The organism is Actinocorallia herbida (assembly GCF_003751225.1).
Lineage (GTDB): Bacteria > Actinomycetota > Actinomycetes > Streptosporangiales > Streptosporangiaceae > Actinocorallia > Actinocorallia herbida.
In genome coordinates, this window is the sequence record NZ_RJKE01000001.1 from 5,772,779 (window position 1) to 5,786,504 (window position 13,726).

General features: G+C 70.9%; 18 protein-coding genes. 6 read left to right on the top strand and 12 right to left on the bottom strand.

The features are described from left to right. Positions 1-58: 58 nt before the first annotated feature. The 3 genes from EDD29_RS26190 (at position 59) to EDD29_RS26200 (ending at position 2,199) form a co-directional block, all read left to right on the top strand. Positions 59-295 carry a hypothetical protein gene (locus tag EDD29_RS26190; protein ID WP_123666943.1) on the top strand — a complete coding sequence of 79 codons (237 nt, stop codon included), beginning with the start codon at positions 59-61 and terminating at the stop codon, positions 293-295. Between the two features lie 159 nt (positions 296-454). Next, a complete protein-coding gene (locus EDD29_RS26195) occupies positions 455-1,480 on the top strand; it encodes a permease (protein WP_246053030.1) in 1,026 nt (341 codons plus the stop codon). Next, the gene (locus tag EDD29_RS26200) at positions 1,477-2,199 is read left to right on the top strand and encodes a TIGR03943 family putative permease subunit (protein WP_123666944.1); all 723 of its coding nucleotides are present in this window, start codon (positions 1,477-1,479) and stop codon (positions 2,197-2,199) included. Before EDD29_RS26195 ends, EDD29_RS26200 begins: the two co-directional genes overlap by 4 nt. Positions 2,200-2,246: 47 nt before the next feature. On the opposite strand, the gene EDD29_RS46450 is transcribed toward EDD29_RS26200, so the two are convergent. The 7 genes from EDD29_RS46450 to rpmG form a co-directional block, all read right to left on the bottom strand. Further along, complete coding sequence (locus tag EDD29_RS46450) at positions 2,247-2,534, bottom strand: CobW C-terminal domain-containing protein (protein ID WP_211359906.1); 288 nt, start codon at positions 2,532-2,534, stop codon at positions 2,247-2,249. After that, positions 2,423-2,743: a GTP-binding protein gene (locus EDD29_RS26205; protein ID WP_281280947.1), complete on the bottom strand. Its 321-nt coding sequence runs from the start codon at positions 2,741-2,743 to the stop codon at positions 2,423-2,425. Before EDD29_RS26205 ends, EDD29_RS46450 begins: the two co-directional genes overlap by 112 nt. A 160-nt stretch (positions 2,744-2,903) precedes the next feature. After that, the gene (rpmF, locus tag EDD29_RS26210) at positions 2,904-3,068 is read right to left on the bottom strand and encodes a 50S ribosomal protein L32 (protein WP_123666945.1); all 165 of its coding nucleotides are present in this window, start codon (positions 3,066-3,068) and stop codon (positions 2,904-2,906) included. A 10-nt stretch (positions 3,069-3,078) separates the two neighbouring features. Continuing rightward, on the bottom strand, positions 3,079-3,384 hold the full coding sequence (gene rpsN, locus EDD29_RS26215; RefSeq protein WP_123666946.1) for a 30S ribosomal protein S14: 306 nt from the start codon (positions 3,382-3,384) through the stop codon (positions 3,079-3,081). Continuing rightward, complete coding sequence (gene rpmB, locus EDD29_RS26220; RefSeq protein ID WP_170201582.1) at positions 3,384-3,620, bottom strand: 50S ribosomal protein L28; 237 nt, start codon at positions 3,618-3,620, stop codon at positions 3,384-3,386. The genes rpsN and rpmB overlap by 1 nt, the downstream gene beginning before the upstream one ends. Beyond that, entirely contained in the window at positions 3,617-3,865 is a 249-nt protein-coding gene (locus EDD29_RS26225) for a type B 50S ribosomal protein L31 (protein ID WP_123666948.1), read from the bottom strand. The genes rpmB and EDD29_RS26225 overlap by 4 nt, the downstream gene beginning before the upstream one ends. Then, positions 3,866-4,030, bottom strand: a complete 165-nt coding sequence (gene rpmG, locus EDD29_RS26230; RefSeq protein WP_123666949.1) for a 50S ribosomal protein L33 — start codon at positions 4,028-4,030, stop codon at positions 3,866-3,868. 71 nt (positions 4,031-4,101) lie between these two features. Here rpmG and EDD29_RS26235 point away from each other — a divergent pair, with 71 nt between their 5' ends. Continuing rightward, positions 4,102-5,256 carry a CobW family GTP-binding protein gene (locus tag EDD29_RS26235; RefSeq protein WP_123666950.1) on the top strand — a complete coding sequence of 385 codons (1,155 nt, stop codon included), beginning with the start codon at positions 4,102-4,104 and terminating at the stop codon, positions 5,254-5,256. After that, positions 5,253-5,489, top strand: coding sequence for a 30S ribosomal protein S18 (gene rpsR / locus EDD29_RS26240; protein ID WP_123666951.1), 237 nt, complete (start codon positions 5,253-5,255; stop codon positions 5,487-5,489). The genes EDD29_RS26235 and rpsR overlap by 4 nt, the downstream gene beginning before the upstream one ends. Positions 5,490-5,672: 183 nt before the next feature. On the opposite strand, the gene EDD29_RS26245 is transcribed toward rpsR, so the two are convergent. The 5 genes from EDD29_RS26245 to EDD29_RS26265 are packed head-to-tail and all read right to left on the bottom strand — an operon-like array spanning position 5,673 to position 11,465. Next, positions 5,673-7,091 carry an ABC transporter ATP-binding protein gene (locus tag EDD29_RS26245; RefSeq protein WP_123666952.1) on the bottom strand — a complete coding sequence of 473 codons (1,419 nt, stop codon included), beginning with the start codon at positions 7,089-7,091 and terminating at the stop codon, positions 5,673-5,675. Further along, positions 7,088-7,843, bottom strand: a complete 756-nt coding sequence (locus EDD29_RS26250) for an ABC transporter permease (RefSeq protein ID WP_123666953.1) — start codon at positions 7,841-7,843, stop codon at positions 7,088-7,090. The genes EDD29_RS26245 and EDD29_RS26250 overlap by 4 nt, the downstream gene beginning before the upstream one ends. Then, on the bottom strand, positions 7,840-8,754 hold the full coding sequence (locus EDD29_RS26255; protein ID WP_123666954.1) for an ABC transporter permease: 915 nt from the start codon (positions 8,752-8,754) through the stop codon (positions 7,840-7,842). The genes EDD29_RS26250 and EDD29_RS26255 overlap by 4 nt, the downstream gene beginning before the upstream one ends. Next, the gene (locus EDD29_RS26260) at positions 8,751-10,271 is read right to left on the bottom strand and encodes an ABC transporter substrate-binding protein (protein WP_246053032.1); all 1,521 of its coding nucleotides are present in this window, start codon (positions 10,269-10,271) and stop codon (positions 8,751-8,753) included. The genes EDD29_RS26255 and EDD29_RS26260 overlap by 4 nt, the downstream gene beginning before the upstream one ends. Positions 10,272-10,319: 48 nt before the next feature. Next, on the bottom strand, positions 10,320-11,465 hold the full coding sequence (locus EDD29_RS26265; RefSeq protein ID WP_123666956.1) for an MFS transporter: 1,146 nt from the start codon (positions 11,463-11,465) through the stop codon (positions 10,320-10,322). Positions 11,466-11,916: 451 nt separating this feature from the next. On the opposite strand from EDD29_RS26265, the gene EDD29_RS26270 reads away from it, so the two are divergent. Continuing rightward, a complete protein-coding gene (locus EDD29_RS26270; RefSeq protein ID WP_123666957.1) occupies positions 11,917-13,272 on the top strand; it encodes an SPFH domain-containing protein in 1,356 nt (451 codons plus the stop codon). Positions 13,273-13,726: the final 454 nt, after the last annotated feature.

Consider the following 13,726-nt stretch of genomic DNA (forward strand, 5'->3'; position numbering starts at 1 on the left):
AGCAGCGACACCACGTTCTGCCGTACGCGTCCGGACCGCCCCTGCATCCGACGCCAGCATGGCCAGCGGGAACCCGACGCCGGCCGCCACCCTCGCCGCCGGATGCTCCCCGACCACCACCAACACCGCCCGCCTCCGCGATCTCGGCTCCACCTGGGCCAAGGACCTCGCCACCGGCACCTACACCGCCACCCACCACTGCACGAACTCCGACACCCCCGCCACCTGCGGCACGACCGTCTCCGCACTGATGGGCGGCACCCTGCCCCTCGCCGCCCTGATCCCCAACAGCTGATCTGAAGCGGAAACGAAGGGGGCCCGGCAAGCCGGCCCCCTTCCAGAGGTTGACGCCTACGAGATGACCGCCATGTTCGACGCCCTCGGCCCGCAGCACGTTGTCCAGAATTCCGACAACGGTAACGAAACTCATTGTCGTTAGTGGGAGCATGGGCGGGTGACACACCCCCATGCGTCCGACCGCCTCGAAGGACCCCAGCGGTCCTCCCCTTCCGCCCGCCGAACCGCGCGTTCCTCCCCGGGCTCGGACGCGGTATGGCTGCTGTTCGCCCTCGGCTCCATCGTGGTGCTCATCCGGGCGTACGTCGCCCCCGTCCTCACCCAGGAAGCAGTCCTGGCATGGGCGACGATCTTCGTCGCCATCTGCGTGCAGGCGCTGCCTTTCCTGGTGTTCGGGGTCGCGCTCTCCGCCGCGATCACCGCGTTCGTACCCGCACGAACCTGGCAGCGGCTGCTGCCCCGCAACGGGGCCGCGGCGGTTCCCGTCGCCGGTATCGCGGGCGCCGTCCTTCCTGGGTGCGAGTGCGCCTCCGTGCCCGTCGCCGGCGGGCTCATGGCGCGCGGGGTCGCGCCCGCCGCCGCGTTGACCTTCCTGCTGGCGGCACCGGCGATCAACCCGATCGTGATGGTCGCGACGGCGGTCGCGTTCCCCGGACAGCCCGGCATGGTCGCGGCCCGGTTCGGTGCCTCGCTCCTCGTGGCGGTGCTCGCCGGATGGGCGTGGCTGCGCTTCGGCAAGGCCGAGTGGATCCGCATCCCCGCGCCCCCCGCGCACGACAGCGGCAAGTGGGACGCCTACCGCCAGGCCGCCCGGCACGACCTCATGCACGCGGGCGGCTTCCTCATCGTCGGCGCGATCGCCGCGGCCACCATCAACGTCGCCGTGCCGGCGGCATGGGTGAACGCGGTCGCCGGCATCCCCTGGGCGTCAGTGCTGGTCCTCGCGGTGCTCGCCGTGCTGATGTCGATCTGCTCCGAGGCCGACGCGTTCGTCGCGGCCAGCCTGACCTCCTTCTCCCCCACCGCCAAGCTCGCGTTCCTCGTGGTCGGCCCGATGGTCGACCTGAAGCTCATCGCCATGCAGACCGGCTTCTTCGGCCGGGACTTCGCCCTGCGGTTCGTCCCCCTCACCTTCGTGCTGGCCGTCGCCGTCAGCTCTGCCTTCGGAGCCCTTTTCCTGTGACCCGTGCCTTCCAGAACATGCTCATGCTGGTGCTCGGCGGCACGATCCTGTGGATCACGCTCGTCACCGGCCAGGTCACCGACTACGTCAAGCCCGGCCTGCGGTATCCGCTCATCGCCTGCGCCGTGGTGCTGCTCGCCCTCGGCGCCGCGGGAATGCGGCGTGACTGGCACGCAGACCCCGACCATGGCCCGGACGACCACGCGGGCCATCACCACAGCGGGCCGCGCACCGGATGGCTGCTGTGCCTGCCGGTCCTGGTGATCCTCGCCATCGCGCCGCCCGAACTCGGCGCGTACACCGCCTCGCGAGCCGCCGAGCAGCCGGCGCCGCTTCCCGCGGCTCTCAGTGACCTCCCGCTCCTGCCGAGCGAGCCTGATCCGCTGCCCCTGACGATCTTCGAGTTCCTGCAGAGGTCCTACCAGGCACAGCTCGGCGAGGCGCCCACGCTGATGGGCAGGAGCGTCCAGCTGACCGGCTTCGCCGTCCGCAGCGAGAACGGCACATGGGCGGTCGGCCGTCTCCAGATGAGCTGCTGCGCAGCCGACGCCGTCGCCCTCACCGTGGAAGTACTCGACGCTCCCGCTCCAGCGGACGGCACCTGGATCGAGGTCACCGGCTTCTGGCGGCCCGCGGGCGATCCACAGGGCCCTCCCGTCTACCAGATCCGCGCGCAGGACGTCGCACGCATCGACAAGCCCGACTTCGTCTACGAATGACGTCCCGTAGAGCGCGTCATCCCTGTGGGCGGTGATGAGGCATGCGGTCAGCGGTCGTGCAGCGTGTCGTGCCGCAGCGCGGTGCCGATGAAGACGAGTTCCTGGCCTTCGGGTGAGGCGTCGTCGACGGTCGCGAACGGCTCCAGGCGGATGACGGGCCCTGCCTGGGACCACAACGCCGCGGTGGAGGGACGGCTCGCGAGACGGCAGAAGCCCTTCACCCTCAGGACGCCGCCCGCACCGCGGAATCCTTCGCCGATGAGGTCCCACAGGCGCTGGGGGTGGAAGGGCCGCGGGGAGCGGAAGACCAGGCTGGAGAGGTGCAGCAGATGCATCCGTTCGACAGCTCCACCAGCCGCTCGTCGGTGCGCGACAAGGCTCCTCCGTCGCCGCGACGTTCGCCTTCGGCGAGTACGAGGACGACGACCGGACCATCACCGACCTGCTCATCGGCCAGATCGCGGATCAGGTCGGCGTCGATGTTCACCTCGCTCAGGTCGTTGACGATGACCGCGGTGCGCAGGCCGTCGCGGTTGTTGAGCACGTGGTTCAGCAGGGTCGTCTTGCCCGCGCCCAGGAACCCGGACAGAACGGTGACGGGCAGCGCAGGCGCACAGGCGCTGGTGAGGTCAAGGGATCTCTCTCGTTGGCGAAGCCCGGGCCCCCTCGGCGCGCGAGGGAGCCCGGGTGCGGGACGCGGTCCGTCAGCGGGCCAGCAGGCCGCGCTGGTAGGCGCGGATCAGGCGGCGCGGCACCTGGATCTGCTCGCCGTCGACCGTCACCGGGGTGAGGGCGGGCCGGTCGGCCTTCCACTGGGCCCGGCGGGTGCGGGTGTTGCTGCGGGACTTCTTGCGTTTGGGGACTGCCATGGCGGGCTCCTTACCAGCTGGACTTGGTGACGCCGGGCAGCTCGCCGCGGTGGGCCATCTCCCGGAAGCGGACGCGGGACAGGCCGAAGCGGCGCAGGTGGCCGCGGGGCCGTCCGTCGACGGCGTCGCGGTTGCGCAGCCGGGTCGCGCTCCCGTCGCGCGGCTGGCGGGCCAGCTCCCGGGAGGCTTCGGCCTTGATCTCCAGCGACGTGTGCGGGCTGGAGATGATCCGCTTCAGCTCGGCGCGGCGGGCCGCGTGGCGGGCGACGACCTCACGACGGCGCACGTCGGCGGCGATCTTGCTCTTCTTGGCCATCAGACCTTCACTCCCCGGGCGCGCATGCGGCGGACGGCCGCCTCGATCCCGATCTTGTCGATCGTCTTCATGCCGCGCGCCGACAGCTTGAGCTTCACGGTGCGCCGCTCGCTCGGCAGGAAGTAGCGCTTGGTCTGGATGTTCGGGTCGAACCGGCGGTTGGTGCGGCGGTGGGAGTGCGAGACGCGCTTGCCGAAGCCGGGCTTGGTGCCGGTGAGCATGCAGACGGCGCTCATTTGGCGGCCCCGTAGCGCTGCCGGAACCGCTCGACGCGTCCCGCGGTGTCGAGTGTGCGGTTGCGGCCGGTGTAGAAGGGGTGGCTCGCGGAGGAGACGTCGACGTCGATGACGGGGTAGGTGTTGCCGTCCTCCCACGCGATGGTCTTGTCGCCGGTGGCGGTGGAGCGGGTCAGGAAGGCGTAGTCGGCGGACGCGTCGCGGAAGACGACGGGCCGGTACTCCGGGTGGATGCCCGGTTTCATCTAGCGGTCCTCTCGGTAGGTCACGTGCCTGCGCACGATCGGGTCGTACTTGCGCAGCACCAGGCGGTCGGGGCTGTTGCGGCGGTTCTTGCGGGTCACGTACGTGTGACCCGTCCCCGCGGTGGATCTCAGCTTGATCAGGGGGCGGAGTTCGGTTCGTGCCACCTTGTGTCCTTTCCGGTCTCAGGCCATGCCATGATAATGAAAATGATTATCGTTGCAAGTGAGGTTACGTCATGACCGTCCCCGTCGTCCTGGTCGCCGGGCTGCACGGACCCGCGCGGGCCGCCGTCGTCGACCGGCTGCTGCGCGAGCAGCCGAACGCGGTCGCGATCCACCACGATCTGCGCGGCATCACCGCGGACCGGATCGTGCGCGTCGTGCGCGACGCCCGGAACATCGCCGAGCGGACCGAAGTCGAACTGGAGCACGGCTGCGTGTCGTGCACCGTGCGCGAGGACCTGATCCCGCAGCTGCTGCGCTACGCCGTCACCGCGTCCGTGCTGGTGGTGGACCTGTGGGACTGCGTCGAGCCCCGTATGGTCGCCGACGCGCTCGGCCACGCCGAAGAGGCCAGGGGCCGGCTCCGGCTCACCGGCGTGCTCACCGCGCTGGACGCCGAGCACATGCCCGCAGACCTGTGCCGGGGCGACCTGCTCACGGAAGCGGGCAAGGCGGGGTCCGCGGGCGATCCCCGCTATGTGGCCGAGGTCCTGGCGCGGCAGATCGAGTACGCCACCTCCCTGATGCTGCCCGAGCTGATGCCCGCCCCCCTGCCCGGCGTACCCGAGGAAGACCTCGACCTGTGCCGGGAGATCCTCTCCCACCTCGCGCCCGCGACGCCCGTCATCGCCACCACCGACCCGCTGCCGCCGGTCACCGGTCCCGCGCTGTGCGCCCGCGAACTGGGCCTGCGCGTCGATCCGGCCACCGCGCTGCTGCCGTGCGACATCCACACCGACGCCGTCGACACCGTCGTCTGGCGGGCCCGCCGCCCCCTGCACCCCGCCCGGTTCTTCGACGCCGCCGACACCCTCGCGTCCGAGACCGTGCGCAGCCGCGGCCGCTTCTGGCTCGCCAACCGGCCCGACCGGATGATCGCCTGGGACGCCGTCGCCGGCGTCGTCGGCATCGAGGACGCCGGCACCTGGCTGGCCGCGCTGCCCTCTGATGCCTGGGACGAGCTGCCCGCCGCCCGGACGCTGGCGGCCGACCTCGACTGGTGCGCCGAGCACGGCGACCGGGTGCAGCACCTCGTGTTCACCGGCCCCGACCTCGACCGCGTCCGCATCCACCGCCTCCTGGACGCCTGTCTCCTGGCGCCCGGGGAATCCCCCGAATCCGACGACGACCCCTTCGCCGCCTTCTTCGACGTCAAGGAGACCGCATGAGCCACCCGCGCGACCGCCGCCCCCGCCCCAAGAAGAATCCACTTCACGGCGTCACCTACATCGACTACAAGGACACCGACCTCCTGCGGAAGTTCATCAGCGACCGCGGCAAGATCCGCAGCCGCCGTGTCACCGGCGTCACCGTCCAGCAGCAGAAGCAGATCGCCGCCGCCATCAAGAACGCCCGCGAGATGGCACTTCTGCCGTACGGCGACCGCAGCTCCGCCCGCTGATCCTCGGAACGTCCCGCCCGACCGGTTCCTCCTTCTGGGCATGGGCGGGGCTGCTCCCCGGCGGCGCGTGCACGCCGCCGGGGAGCCCCCGCGCTCGCATGAACCATGGACCGGGCCTGCTCGCCCGGCCCGCAGACTGATCTTCTGTAGGCAGACGCCCTGATGATGAACACCGGACGGGGGCTATCCACCCCGGGGCTGTCTCCTGTCGGCGACCCCGGCCGGTCGCCGGCCCCTCTCTTGTAGCGCCCTTCCTTCCTTCAGGGCGATCACCCGCTGGGCGGAACGTGCCACGACGATCGGGTCATGGGTGATCAGGATGAGCGTCGTGCGAAGACCGGTGACGAGATCGAGGATGTCGGCCTGGGTCAGGGGGTCCAGGGCCGAGGTGATCTCGTCGCAGATGAGAACGTCGGGGTCGGCGAGCACGGCTCTGGCGATGCCGGCCCGCTGGAGTTCTCCACCGGACAAGGTGCGGGCCGGCCTTCCGCTCGTCTCGGCCGGGAGGCCCATGTTCTCCAGGAGCACGCCCGCCTCGCGAGCCGCCACAGCGGTCGGCAGGCCGCGTAGGCGCACGGCGGTCCTGGCGACTTGATCAAGGATCCGGCCGCCGGGCGCGAACGTGGCGCGGGGGTCCTGGAAGATGTACTGGACGCGGGCGAGTTCGGCGCGGTTCCGGCGGAGCGACAGGCGCTGCCCGTGCAGGGCGATGGTGCCCGCAGTCGGCCGGTGCAGGCCGGCGAGGCATCGTGCGAGCGTCGTCTTCCCGCTACCGGAGCTGCCGACTATCGCCAGCCTCTCTCCTGCCGCCATGTCCAAGTCGATGCCGCGCAGGACGGGACCTTGATACGCCGCGGTCAGGTCGCGCACCGTGAGGATCGGTGGACCCGGCCGCTCTGCCGCGACGGGGTTTTCGACAGGCCGCGCCGCTTCGACCAGGGCTCGCGCGTAGTCGCTGCGCGGCCGGCCCAGAATGTCCGGACCGGCCTCCTGGACCCGTCCGCCGCGCAAGACGATGACGTGGTCGGCCAAGCGCCGGACGAGATCGAGGTCGTGCGACAGCACGATGGTCGTGATGGGCAGCGCGGCGAACGTCGCGGTCAGCTCTGCGCGGGTTCTCGGGTCCTGGCCTGTCGTCGGCTCGTCGGCGACGAGGACTTTCGGGGCCGCCAGGAGGATCTGGGCGAACGCGAGTCGTTGCTGCTGGCCGCCTGACAGCTGGTGCGGGAACCGGCGGAGGAACTCCGTGTCGGCAGGCAGGCTGGCGGCGGCGAGCACTCCCGGCACCGAGGTTCCGTGCAGACGGCTGAGTTCGCGCAGGACCGAGCCGATCCGGCGCACCGGGTTCAGCACCGTTGAAGGGTGCTGCGGCAGATATGCGACGTCACCGCGGCGCGGCGGCCACCGTCCGTCGATCGCGATGCGGCCGCTCATCTCGCTTCCGGGTGGGAGTTGGCCGAGCAGGGCGAGGCCGGTCGTGGTCTTCCCACTTCCCGAGGCCCCCACCAGGGCGATGGTCTGCCCTTCCTTCGCGGTGAAGGTCATTGCGTCGACGAGGGCGCGGCCGTTGAGGGTGACCTTCAGGTCGGCGACGTTGATCATGTCCTGCTCCTCAATGCGCGGTCGAAGGCGAGGTTCAGCCCGACCGACAGCATGATGATCATGAGGGCGGGTGCGAGGGCGGCCCACGGATTGAGCAGCGTCCCGGCGCGGTTGCGCTCGATCATGACCGCCCAGTCCGCGGCGTCGGGGGCCACGCCGATGCCGAGGAAGCTCGCGGCTGCGACGAGGTAGAGGGTCCCGGTCAACCGGGTCCCGGCGTCGGCCGCCACGACCCGGGCGGCCGAGCCTCCGACGTGCCGGACCGTCGTGCGCCACCAGCTCTCGCCCTGCATCCGCAGCGCGTCCATGAGCGGGCCGTGCGCGGCCTCCAGCGCGGTCGCCCGTACGAGCCGCGCGACGTCGGGCAGATGGATGAGCATCACGATCCAGGTCAGCCCCGAGGCGGGTAGGAGGGTCGCGAGCAAGAGCATCAGGAACAGTGCCGGAACGGCGAGCAGGAGATCCAGCGGTCGCATCAGCGCCTCGTCCACCAGGCGGCTGCGGGCGGTCGCCGCGGTCAGGCCCCACAGCGCGCCGAAGAGGTACGCGCCGGCCGTCGCGGTGAAGGCGACGACGACCAGCGTGCGGCCGCCAAGAAGGATCTGCTGCCAGACGTCTCGTCCGGCGAAGTCGGTGCCGAGCCATCCGCCGCCCGGATCATAGGACGTTCCCGTGACGGCGCCGCTGTCGGAGGCCAGCCACGGTCCTGCGAGGGCGATGAACAGCGGGATCGTGAGGAGGAGACGTCTCATGCTCGGGGGGCCAATCGGAAGGCGGCGAAGTCCGCGGTGAGGTTCGCCAGGACCGTGGTGGCCGCGAAGACGAGCGCGAGTCCTTGCAGGACGGGCAGGTCCCGGTCGGCGACCGCGTCGGCGAGGACCGTGCCGAGCCCGGGTACGACGAAGACCGCCTCGACGATGATCACGCCGCCGAGCAGCCAGTCGACCGTCCGGGCGAGTTGCTGAACGGCGGGAGTCACGGCGTTGGGCAGCGCGTGCAGATACCGCACCCGCCGCGCGGGGACGCCGAGCCGGGCGGGGTGGGCGGTGTACCCGGCATGCAGCGCGCCGATCATGCCCGCGCGGACCAGGCGGCTCAGCGAACACAGCGGCCGGGCCAGCATCACCGCGACGGGCGGCACCATCGCAGCCGGGGTGAGCCCGCCGAGCGCGGTCACCGGGAGGATGCCGCTGAGCGCGGTGATGAACACGATCGCGAGGGCGAACTCCGGAACCGCGTACAGGCCGACGGCGATCGCGGTGAACGCCTTGTCGAACCTCCCGCCTTCGCGCAGCGCCGCGGCGACGCCGAGTACCGCTGCCAGGGGAAGGAGGAGCGCGAGTGTGGCCGAGGCGAGCAGGAGCGTGGGTCCCAGCGCTTCGCCGAGGATGGCGCTGACCGGCCGGTCGGAGACCAGGGAGTGGCCGAGGTCGCCGCGGAGCAGCCCGCCCAGCCAGTCGGTGAACCGCTCGCTCAGCGGCCGGTCCAGGCCGAGCGCCTGGCGGATCTGGGCGATCCGCTCGGGGTCGGGGTCGTCTCCGGCGATGATGACGGCGGCGTCGCCCGGCAGGAGGTCGGACAGCAGGAAGACCGCCGAGGCGACGGCGGCCACCTGCGCGAGCGCGAGGGCCAGCCGCCGCCCGACGTACCGGGGGGTGATCAAGCCAGTTCGACCTTGTCGAACCGGGCCCAGTCGAGGCTGTTCGCGGGTGCTGACACGACTCCCTTCACGTTGTCGGCAGTGGCGACGATCCAGTCCGCGAACCCCCAGACGAGCAGGCCGCCTTCGGCGTGCAGCATTCGCTGCATGTCCAGGTAGGCGGCGTCACGGTCGGCGGCCTTCGATGAGGAGACGGCCTTGTCGTAGAGGGCGTCGAACTCCGGCCGCTTCCAGTGGGTGGCGTTGGTGGTGGAGTTGGTGAGGAGCCTTTGGGAGATGTGGGTCTCGATGGGCATCGCGCCGGAGCGGAAGCTCGCCAGGGAACCCTTGGTGAGGATGTCGGCCCAGTAGGTGTCCTTGTTCGCGGTCTTGATCTCCGCTTTCAGGCCCGCGGCGCGGATCTGTTCGGCGAAGACGGTGGCGGCCTCGACGAATCCGGCGGCGACGGGCGCGGTGGTGAGCTCGATCGTCGTGCCGACGGCACCGGCCTTGGCGATGAGGGACTTGGCCCGGTCGAGGTCGAGCTCACGCTGGGGGATGTCGGCGGCGTAGTGCTGGTAGCCCTTGCCGAACAGGTCGTTGCCGATCTGCCCGGCGCCGGGCATGACGGTGTCGACGAGCTGCTGCCGGTCGGTCAGCAGGAACATCGCCTCGCGCAGGTCCTCGTTGTTGAAGGGCGGCCGGTCGACCTTCATCGCGAAGGCCTGCATGGCGCTGTTGGGCGACTTGACGAACGCGGCGCGGTTCTCGTGCTGGCGGGCGAGGGCGGGCGACAGGTCGTGGGCGTATTCGGCCTGGCCGCCCAGGAGCGCGTTCATGCGGGCGGTCTCCTCGTTGGCGATGAGGATTTCCAGTTCGGCGATGCGCGGGGCGCCGTCCCAGTAGGCGGGGTTGGCCTTGAGGAGCACGGAGCTGCCGGGCTTCCAGGACACGAAGGAGAACGGGCCCGACCCGACCGGCTCGGTGAAGTCGGTGTGGCCCTCGGGGATGATGTGGGTGCCGAAGGCGGCGAGCACGTTCGGGAACTCCGCGAACGGCTTCGTCAGGGCGAACTCGACGGTGCGGTCGTCGGACGCCCGGCTGGCCTTGAGGTCGATGAGGGCGAGGCTGGACTTGGCCCGGTAAGTGGCATTCGGGTCGAGGATGCGGGCGTAGCTGGCGAGCACGTCGGCGGAGGTGACCGCCTTGCCATTGTGGAACGCGGCCTCGCGCAGCCGGATCCGCCAGATGGTGAAGTCGGCGTTCGGCTCCCAGCTCTCGGCCAGGCGGGGCACGGGCGCGATGTCGGGGCCGAGGTCGGCGAGCTTGTCGAACATGGCCTTGGTACGGGCCGCCTCGTTGAACAGGTTGGCCAGGTGCGGGTCGAGCGTCTCGGTCGCGCCGCCACCGGCGAACACCGCGCGCAACCGGCCACCGGACCTGGACGAGGAAGAGGGCGGGCCTCCGCAGCCGGTGAGCAAGGCCGCGCCCGCCGCCATGCCGAGGCCGAGGACGTGACGTCGGCTGAAAGAGTGATTCACAGGGGATTCCTTCATTGATCGACCGCCTTGAAAGCGGAAACAAGGGGTTCAGACAGGCCGCAGCGCGGCACGTCGGCCGATGGCGAGCGCGCCGAGAGCGCACAGCAGGCCGATGGCCGCGCAGAGGAAGGCGCCCGCGCCCTCCGCTGCTCCGATGAGGGCGGTGCTGGCCGCGGCGACGACGCCGGACACGAGGTAGAAGACACCGAAGTAGGTGCCCGACAGGCGCTCTCCACCCACGTCGCCGATCAGCGCGTAGGCGAACGGCTGGGTGATGATCACGCCGATCTCCAGGCAGACGACCGCGAGCAGCACCGGAACGAGGCCGGGCAGGAGCGCGGGGGCGAGGAACCCGGCGCCCATGACGGCGAGCCCTGCCGCCATCACCGCGTACCGGTTCTTCGTGCAGGACAGCTGCCGGGTGATGCGGACCTGGAGCAGCAGGGTCGCTGCGGTGCCGACGAGGAAGAGCAGCGCGGCCGACTCCGCGCGGCCGGTCGCGTCGCGGGCTGCGAGCGGAAGGACGAGGTAGAGCTGGTTCTGCAGGGCGAACATGCCGCTCAGGGCGAGGGTGAACGCGAGGAAGCGCCGGTCGGTCAGGCAGCGGCGCCAGTCCCCCAGCACCGTCGTGTCTCTCGGCGGCACTTCGCGGGCCGGGAGCGCCAGCGCCTGCGCCGCCGTCAGGACCGTGAAGATTCCGGCCGCGACCAGCGCGGAGAGGCGAAAGTCCACGAACAGCGGAGCGGCGCCCAGCAGCGGCCCGAACAGGGCGCCGGCCTGAGCGAACACGTTGAACAGTGCGAACGCCGCGGCCTTGTCATCGGACTCGACGGCGATGTAGGCGCGCACCGCAGGGTTGAACAGCGCCCCCGCGACCCCGCTGAGCGCGGCGGCGCCCAGCAGCACCGGCAGCGAGGTGCCGAGGGCGAACAGGGCGAAGCCGACGGCCCGCAGCGCGCACCCGGCGATGATGACGCGCCTCGCGCCGAGCCGGTCGGCCGCGCTGCCGCCGATGAGGAACAGTCCCTGCTGGCTGAGGTTGCGCACGCCCAGCACCACGCCGACCAGCGCCGCGGACATGCCCAGGCTGTCGGTGAGGTGCGTCGCCAGGTACGGGATCAGCAGGTAGAAGCCGGTGTTGACGCCGAACTGGTTGACCAGCAGGAGGCGTACCGCCCAGGGCTGTTTCCGCATGATCCCGCATTCGCTTGCGGCAGGTCGTGGACGACCCGCTCCGGGCGAAAACGATAATGATTTCCGTTTTCTAACGCAACACCGGCGACCCCGGCCCGCTGGCCCGCACGGCAGTGCCTGCTCACCGGCCGAGACGCAGCCGGGTCGCGAGCAACGCGGGTTCGAGGCGCCCCTCGGCGAGCCGCTCCGACACCTCCTGGGCATCCTCGGCCGAGAGCACCGGACCGATGGGGATCACCGGCCCGGCACTGCCGGGCTGTTCAGTGATGGTTGCGGGTGAGGTGGCCGTCCCTCGGCATCGCCGTGAGCAGTGCAAGCGCCTGTTGGAGAGCGCGGAGTCGTGTCCCGGGTGCTCTGACGGCGGGTCGTGTCATTTTCGAGAGGATTCTGAGAGAACCCGGCGTTGGCGATGTCCGTCATATCGGCACTGGTCCGGTACACGGGAGGCGGCATGACGCAAGAGGGCGGTAACAGCTACCTCGATCAGGTGGTCGCGCAGCAGGCGATGCTGGAGGGCGATCTGCGGTCGCGGCGGGCGGCGCCGCCCGTCCCGCCGAAGGTCGCCGCACCGGGCGGCGCTCCGTTCCGCGCCGTGGCGGCCCCGGGGACCGCCGGCGGTCCCGGTCCGGTGGACGTGCGGATCAGCGGGTGGTGGCGCTGGAAGACGGTCGTCGTGCCGCCGAACGCGTTCGTGGTGCACACGCGCCGGGGGCGGCCGGCGCCGCTGCACCTCGGGCTTGGGGTGTCGTTCCGCTACAACCCGGCCACCGACTCGTTCCTGGTCGTTCCGGGGGCCACGCAGACCATCCTCATCAACGCGTACTGCATCTGCCAGGAGCTTCAGGGCGTTCTCGTGCAGGGCTACGTGCAGTGGATCATCCAGGACTTCGGCACGGCCTACCGCAAGCTCGACTTCAGCGACAACGAGGACCCGATGCGGCTGGTCAACCTCCAGCTCAAGGAGCAGGCCGAGGCCGCCATCAAGGACAAGGTGTCCACGATGGCCGTCCGCGACGTGCTCAGCGACAAGCAGACCATCATCGAGGAGCTCACCGCCCGGCTCCGGGCGGTCGCCGAGGGCGAGGACACCTCCGACCAGGGGCTGGGCCTGCGGATCGTCACCGTGCAGATCAAGGAGGCCGTGGTCAGCTCCACCACGCTGTGGAAGAACCTGCAGAAGCCCTACCGCTCCGAGCAGGCCCGCATCGCCCGGATCGCCGAACTCGCCGCCGAAGAGGCGATCTCCGAGCGGGAGATGCAGGCGGCCCGGCAGAAGGAGACACAGCGGATCGAGCACGAGCGGGAAGTGGCGGAGCTGCGGGCGCGCAACGAGGCCCGCCGGTTCGACACGGAGGCGGCCGAGAATCTGCGCCGTACCCACCGTGAGCACGACGACGCCCGCGATATGGCCGCGCTGGAGCAGGAGACGGCGCTGCACAAGCTGACGTTGCGCCGCGAGCGCCAGGCGGAGGAGGCGGCCGCCGACCTGATGTGCGCCGAGCAGGAACGCGAACTCGCCCGCCTGCGCGCGGAGGCGGAACTGGAGCTGGCCGCCACCCGAGGCCGCGCCGCCCATGACCTGGACCTCCTCCAGGTCGAGCGCGAACGCCTCCGCGCCGCCGTCGCCAACGAGCAGACCCCCGAAAGCATCCAGGCCCGCCTCGTCGACTCCCTGCCCGACATCGTCCAGCGCCTCCCCAAGCCGGACGAACTCCGCTCCGTCACCCTGGCCGGCGACCCCACCTCCCTCACGGGCGTCATCACCGAACTGACCGCCGTCCTCGACGCCCTCCGCACCCCCCGCTGAGCCGCCCAAGGCGGCCGTCCGCAGCGACAGGCGCAGCTGAGCTCCACCCGTCGCACGGACATGTTCGGATGTGATGCTCAGGTGCTCGACTCGGGCGGTCATGGAGCCGCTCGTAGTCGCTGGGGCTCCTGCCCCAAGCCTCAAGTCAGCTCGTGCCGGCGCGACGACATTCGTTTCAGCGCCGGGATGTTCAAGACGGGTCCCATGATCCGCTGCCGCCGTTTACCGAGATCGATCGGGCGGCAGACCATCCAGAGGGTCAGGTCGCCGAAGTCGAACCGGGGAGGCCGAGATGTGTTCGCCGGGCGGGACAGGCAGCGGGGCCGGGGTCGAGTGGCAGCGGTGATCCTCACAGAGGCGGAGGCACCCGTTGCCGGCTCTGCCATCCCGGCGGCCGTCGCGCTGCGAGTGACCGTTCCGACGGTTCCGGAGCCTCGCCGGGTGCGCCTCTGAG

What these genes read in the sequence shown, in the direction of transcription:
- EDD29_RS46450 (WP_211359906.1), bottom strand. Translation starts at nt 2,534, where the DNA reads ATGCATCTGCTGCACCTCTCCAGCCTGGTCTTCCGCTCCCCGCGGCCC.
- rpsN (WP_123666946.1), bottom strand. Translation starts at nt 3,384, where the DNA reads ATGGCCAAGAAGAGCAAGATCGCCGCCGACGTGCGCCGTCGTGAGGTC.
- EDD29_RS26250 (WP_123666953.1), bottom strand. Translation starts at nt 7,843, where the DNA reads ATGAGACGTCTCCTCCTCACGATCCCGCTGTTCATCGCCCTCGCAGGA.
- EDD29_RS26245 (WP_123666952.1), bottom strand. Translation starts at nt 7,091, where the DNA reads ATGATCAACGTCGCCGACCTGAAGGTCACCCTCAACGGCCGCGCCCTC.
- EDD29_RS26235 (WP_123666950.1), top strand. Translation starts at nt 4,102, where the DNA reads ATGACCGTCCCCGTCGTCCTGGTCGCCGGGCTGCACGGACCCGCGCGG.
- EDD29_RS26270 (WP_123666957.1), top strand. Translation starts at nt 11,917, where the DNA reads ATGACGCAAGAGGGCGGTAACAGCTACCTCGATCAGGTGGTCGCGCAG.
- rpmF (WP_123666945.1), bottom strand. Translation starts at nt 3,068, where the DNA reads ATGGCAGTCCCCAAACGCAAGAAGTCCCGCAGCAACACCCGCACCCGC.
- EDD29_RS26265 (WP_123666956.1), bottom strand. Translation starts at nt 11,465, where the DNA reads ATGCGGAAACAGCCCTGGGCGGTACGCCTCCTGCTGGTCAACCAGTTC.
- EDD29_RS26190 (WP_123666943.1), top strand. Translation starts at nt 59, where the DNA reads ATGGCCAGCGGGAACCCGACGCCGGCCGCCACCCTCGCCGCCGGATGC.
- EDD29_RS26225 (WP_123666948.1), bottom strand. Translation starts at nt 3,865, where the DNA reads ATGAAACCGGGCATCCACCCGGAGTACCGGCCCGTCGTCTTCCGCGAC.
- rpsR (WP_123666951.1), top strand. Translation starts at nt 5,253, where the DNA reads ATGAGCCACCCGCGCGACCGCCGCCCCCGCCCCAAGAAGAATCCACTT.
- rpmB (WP_170201582.1), bottom strand. Translation starts at nt 3,620, where the DNA reads ATGAGCGCCGTCTGCATGCTCACCGGCACCAAGCCCGGCTTCGGCAAG.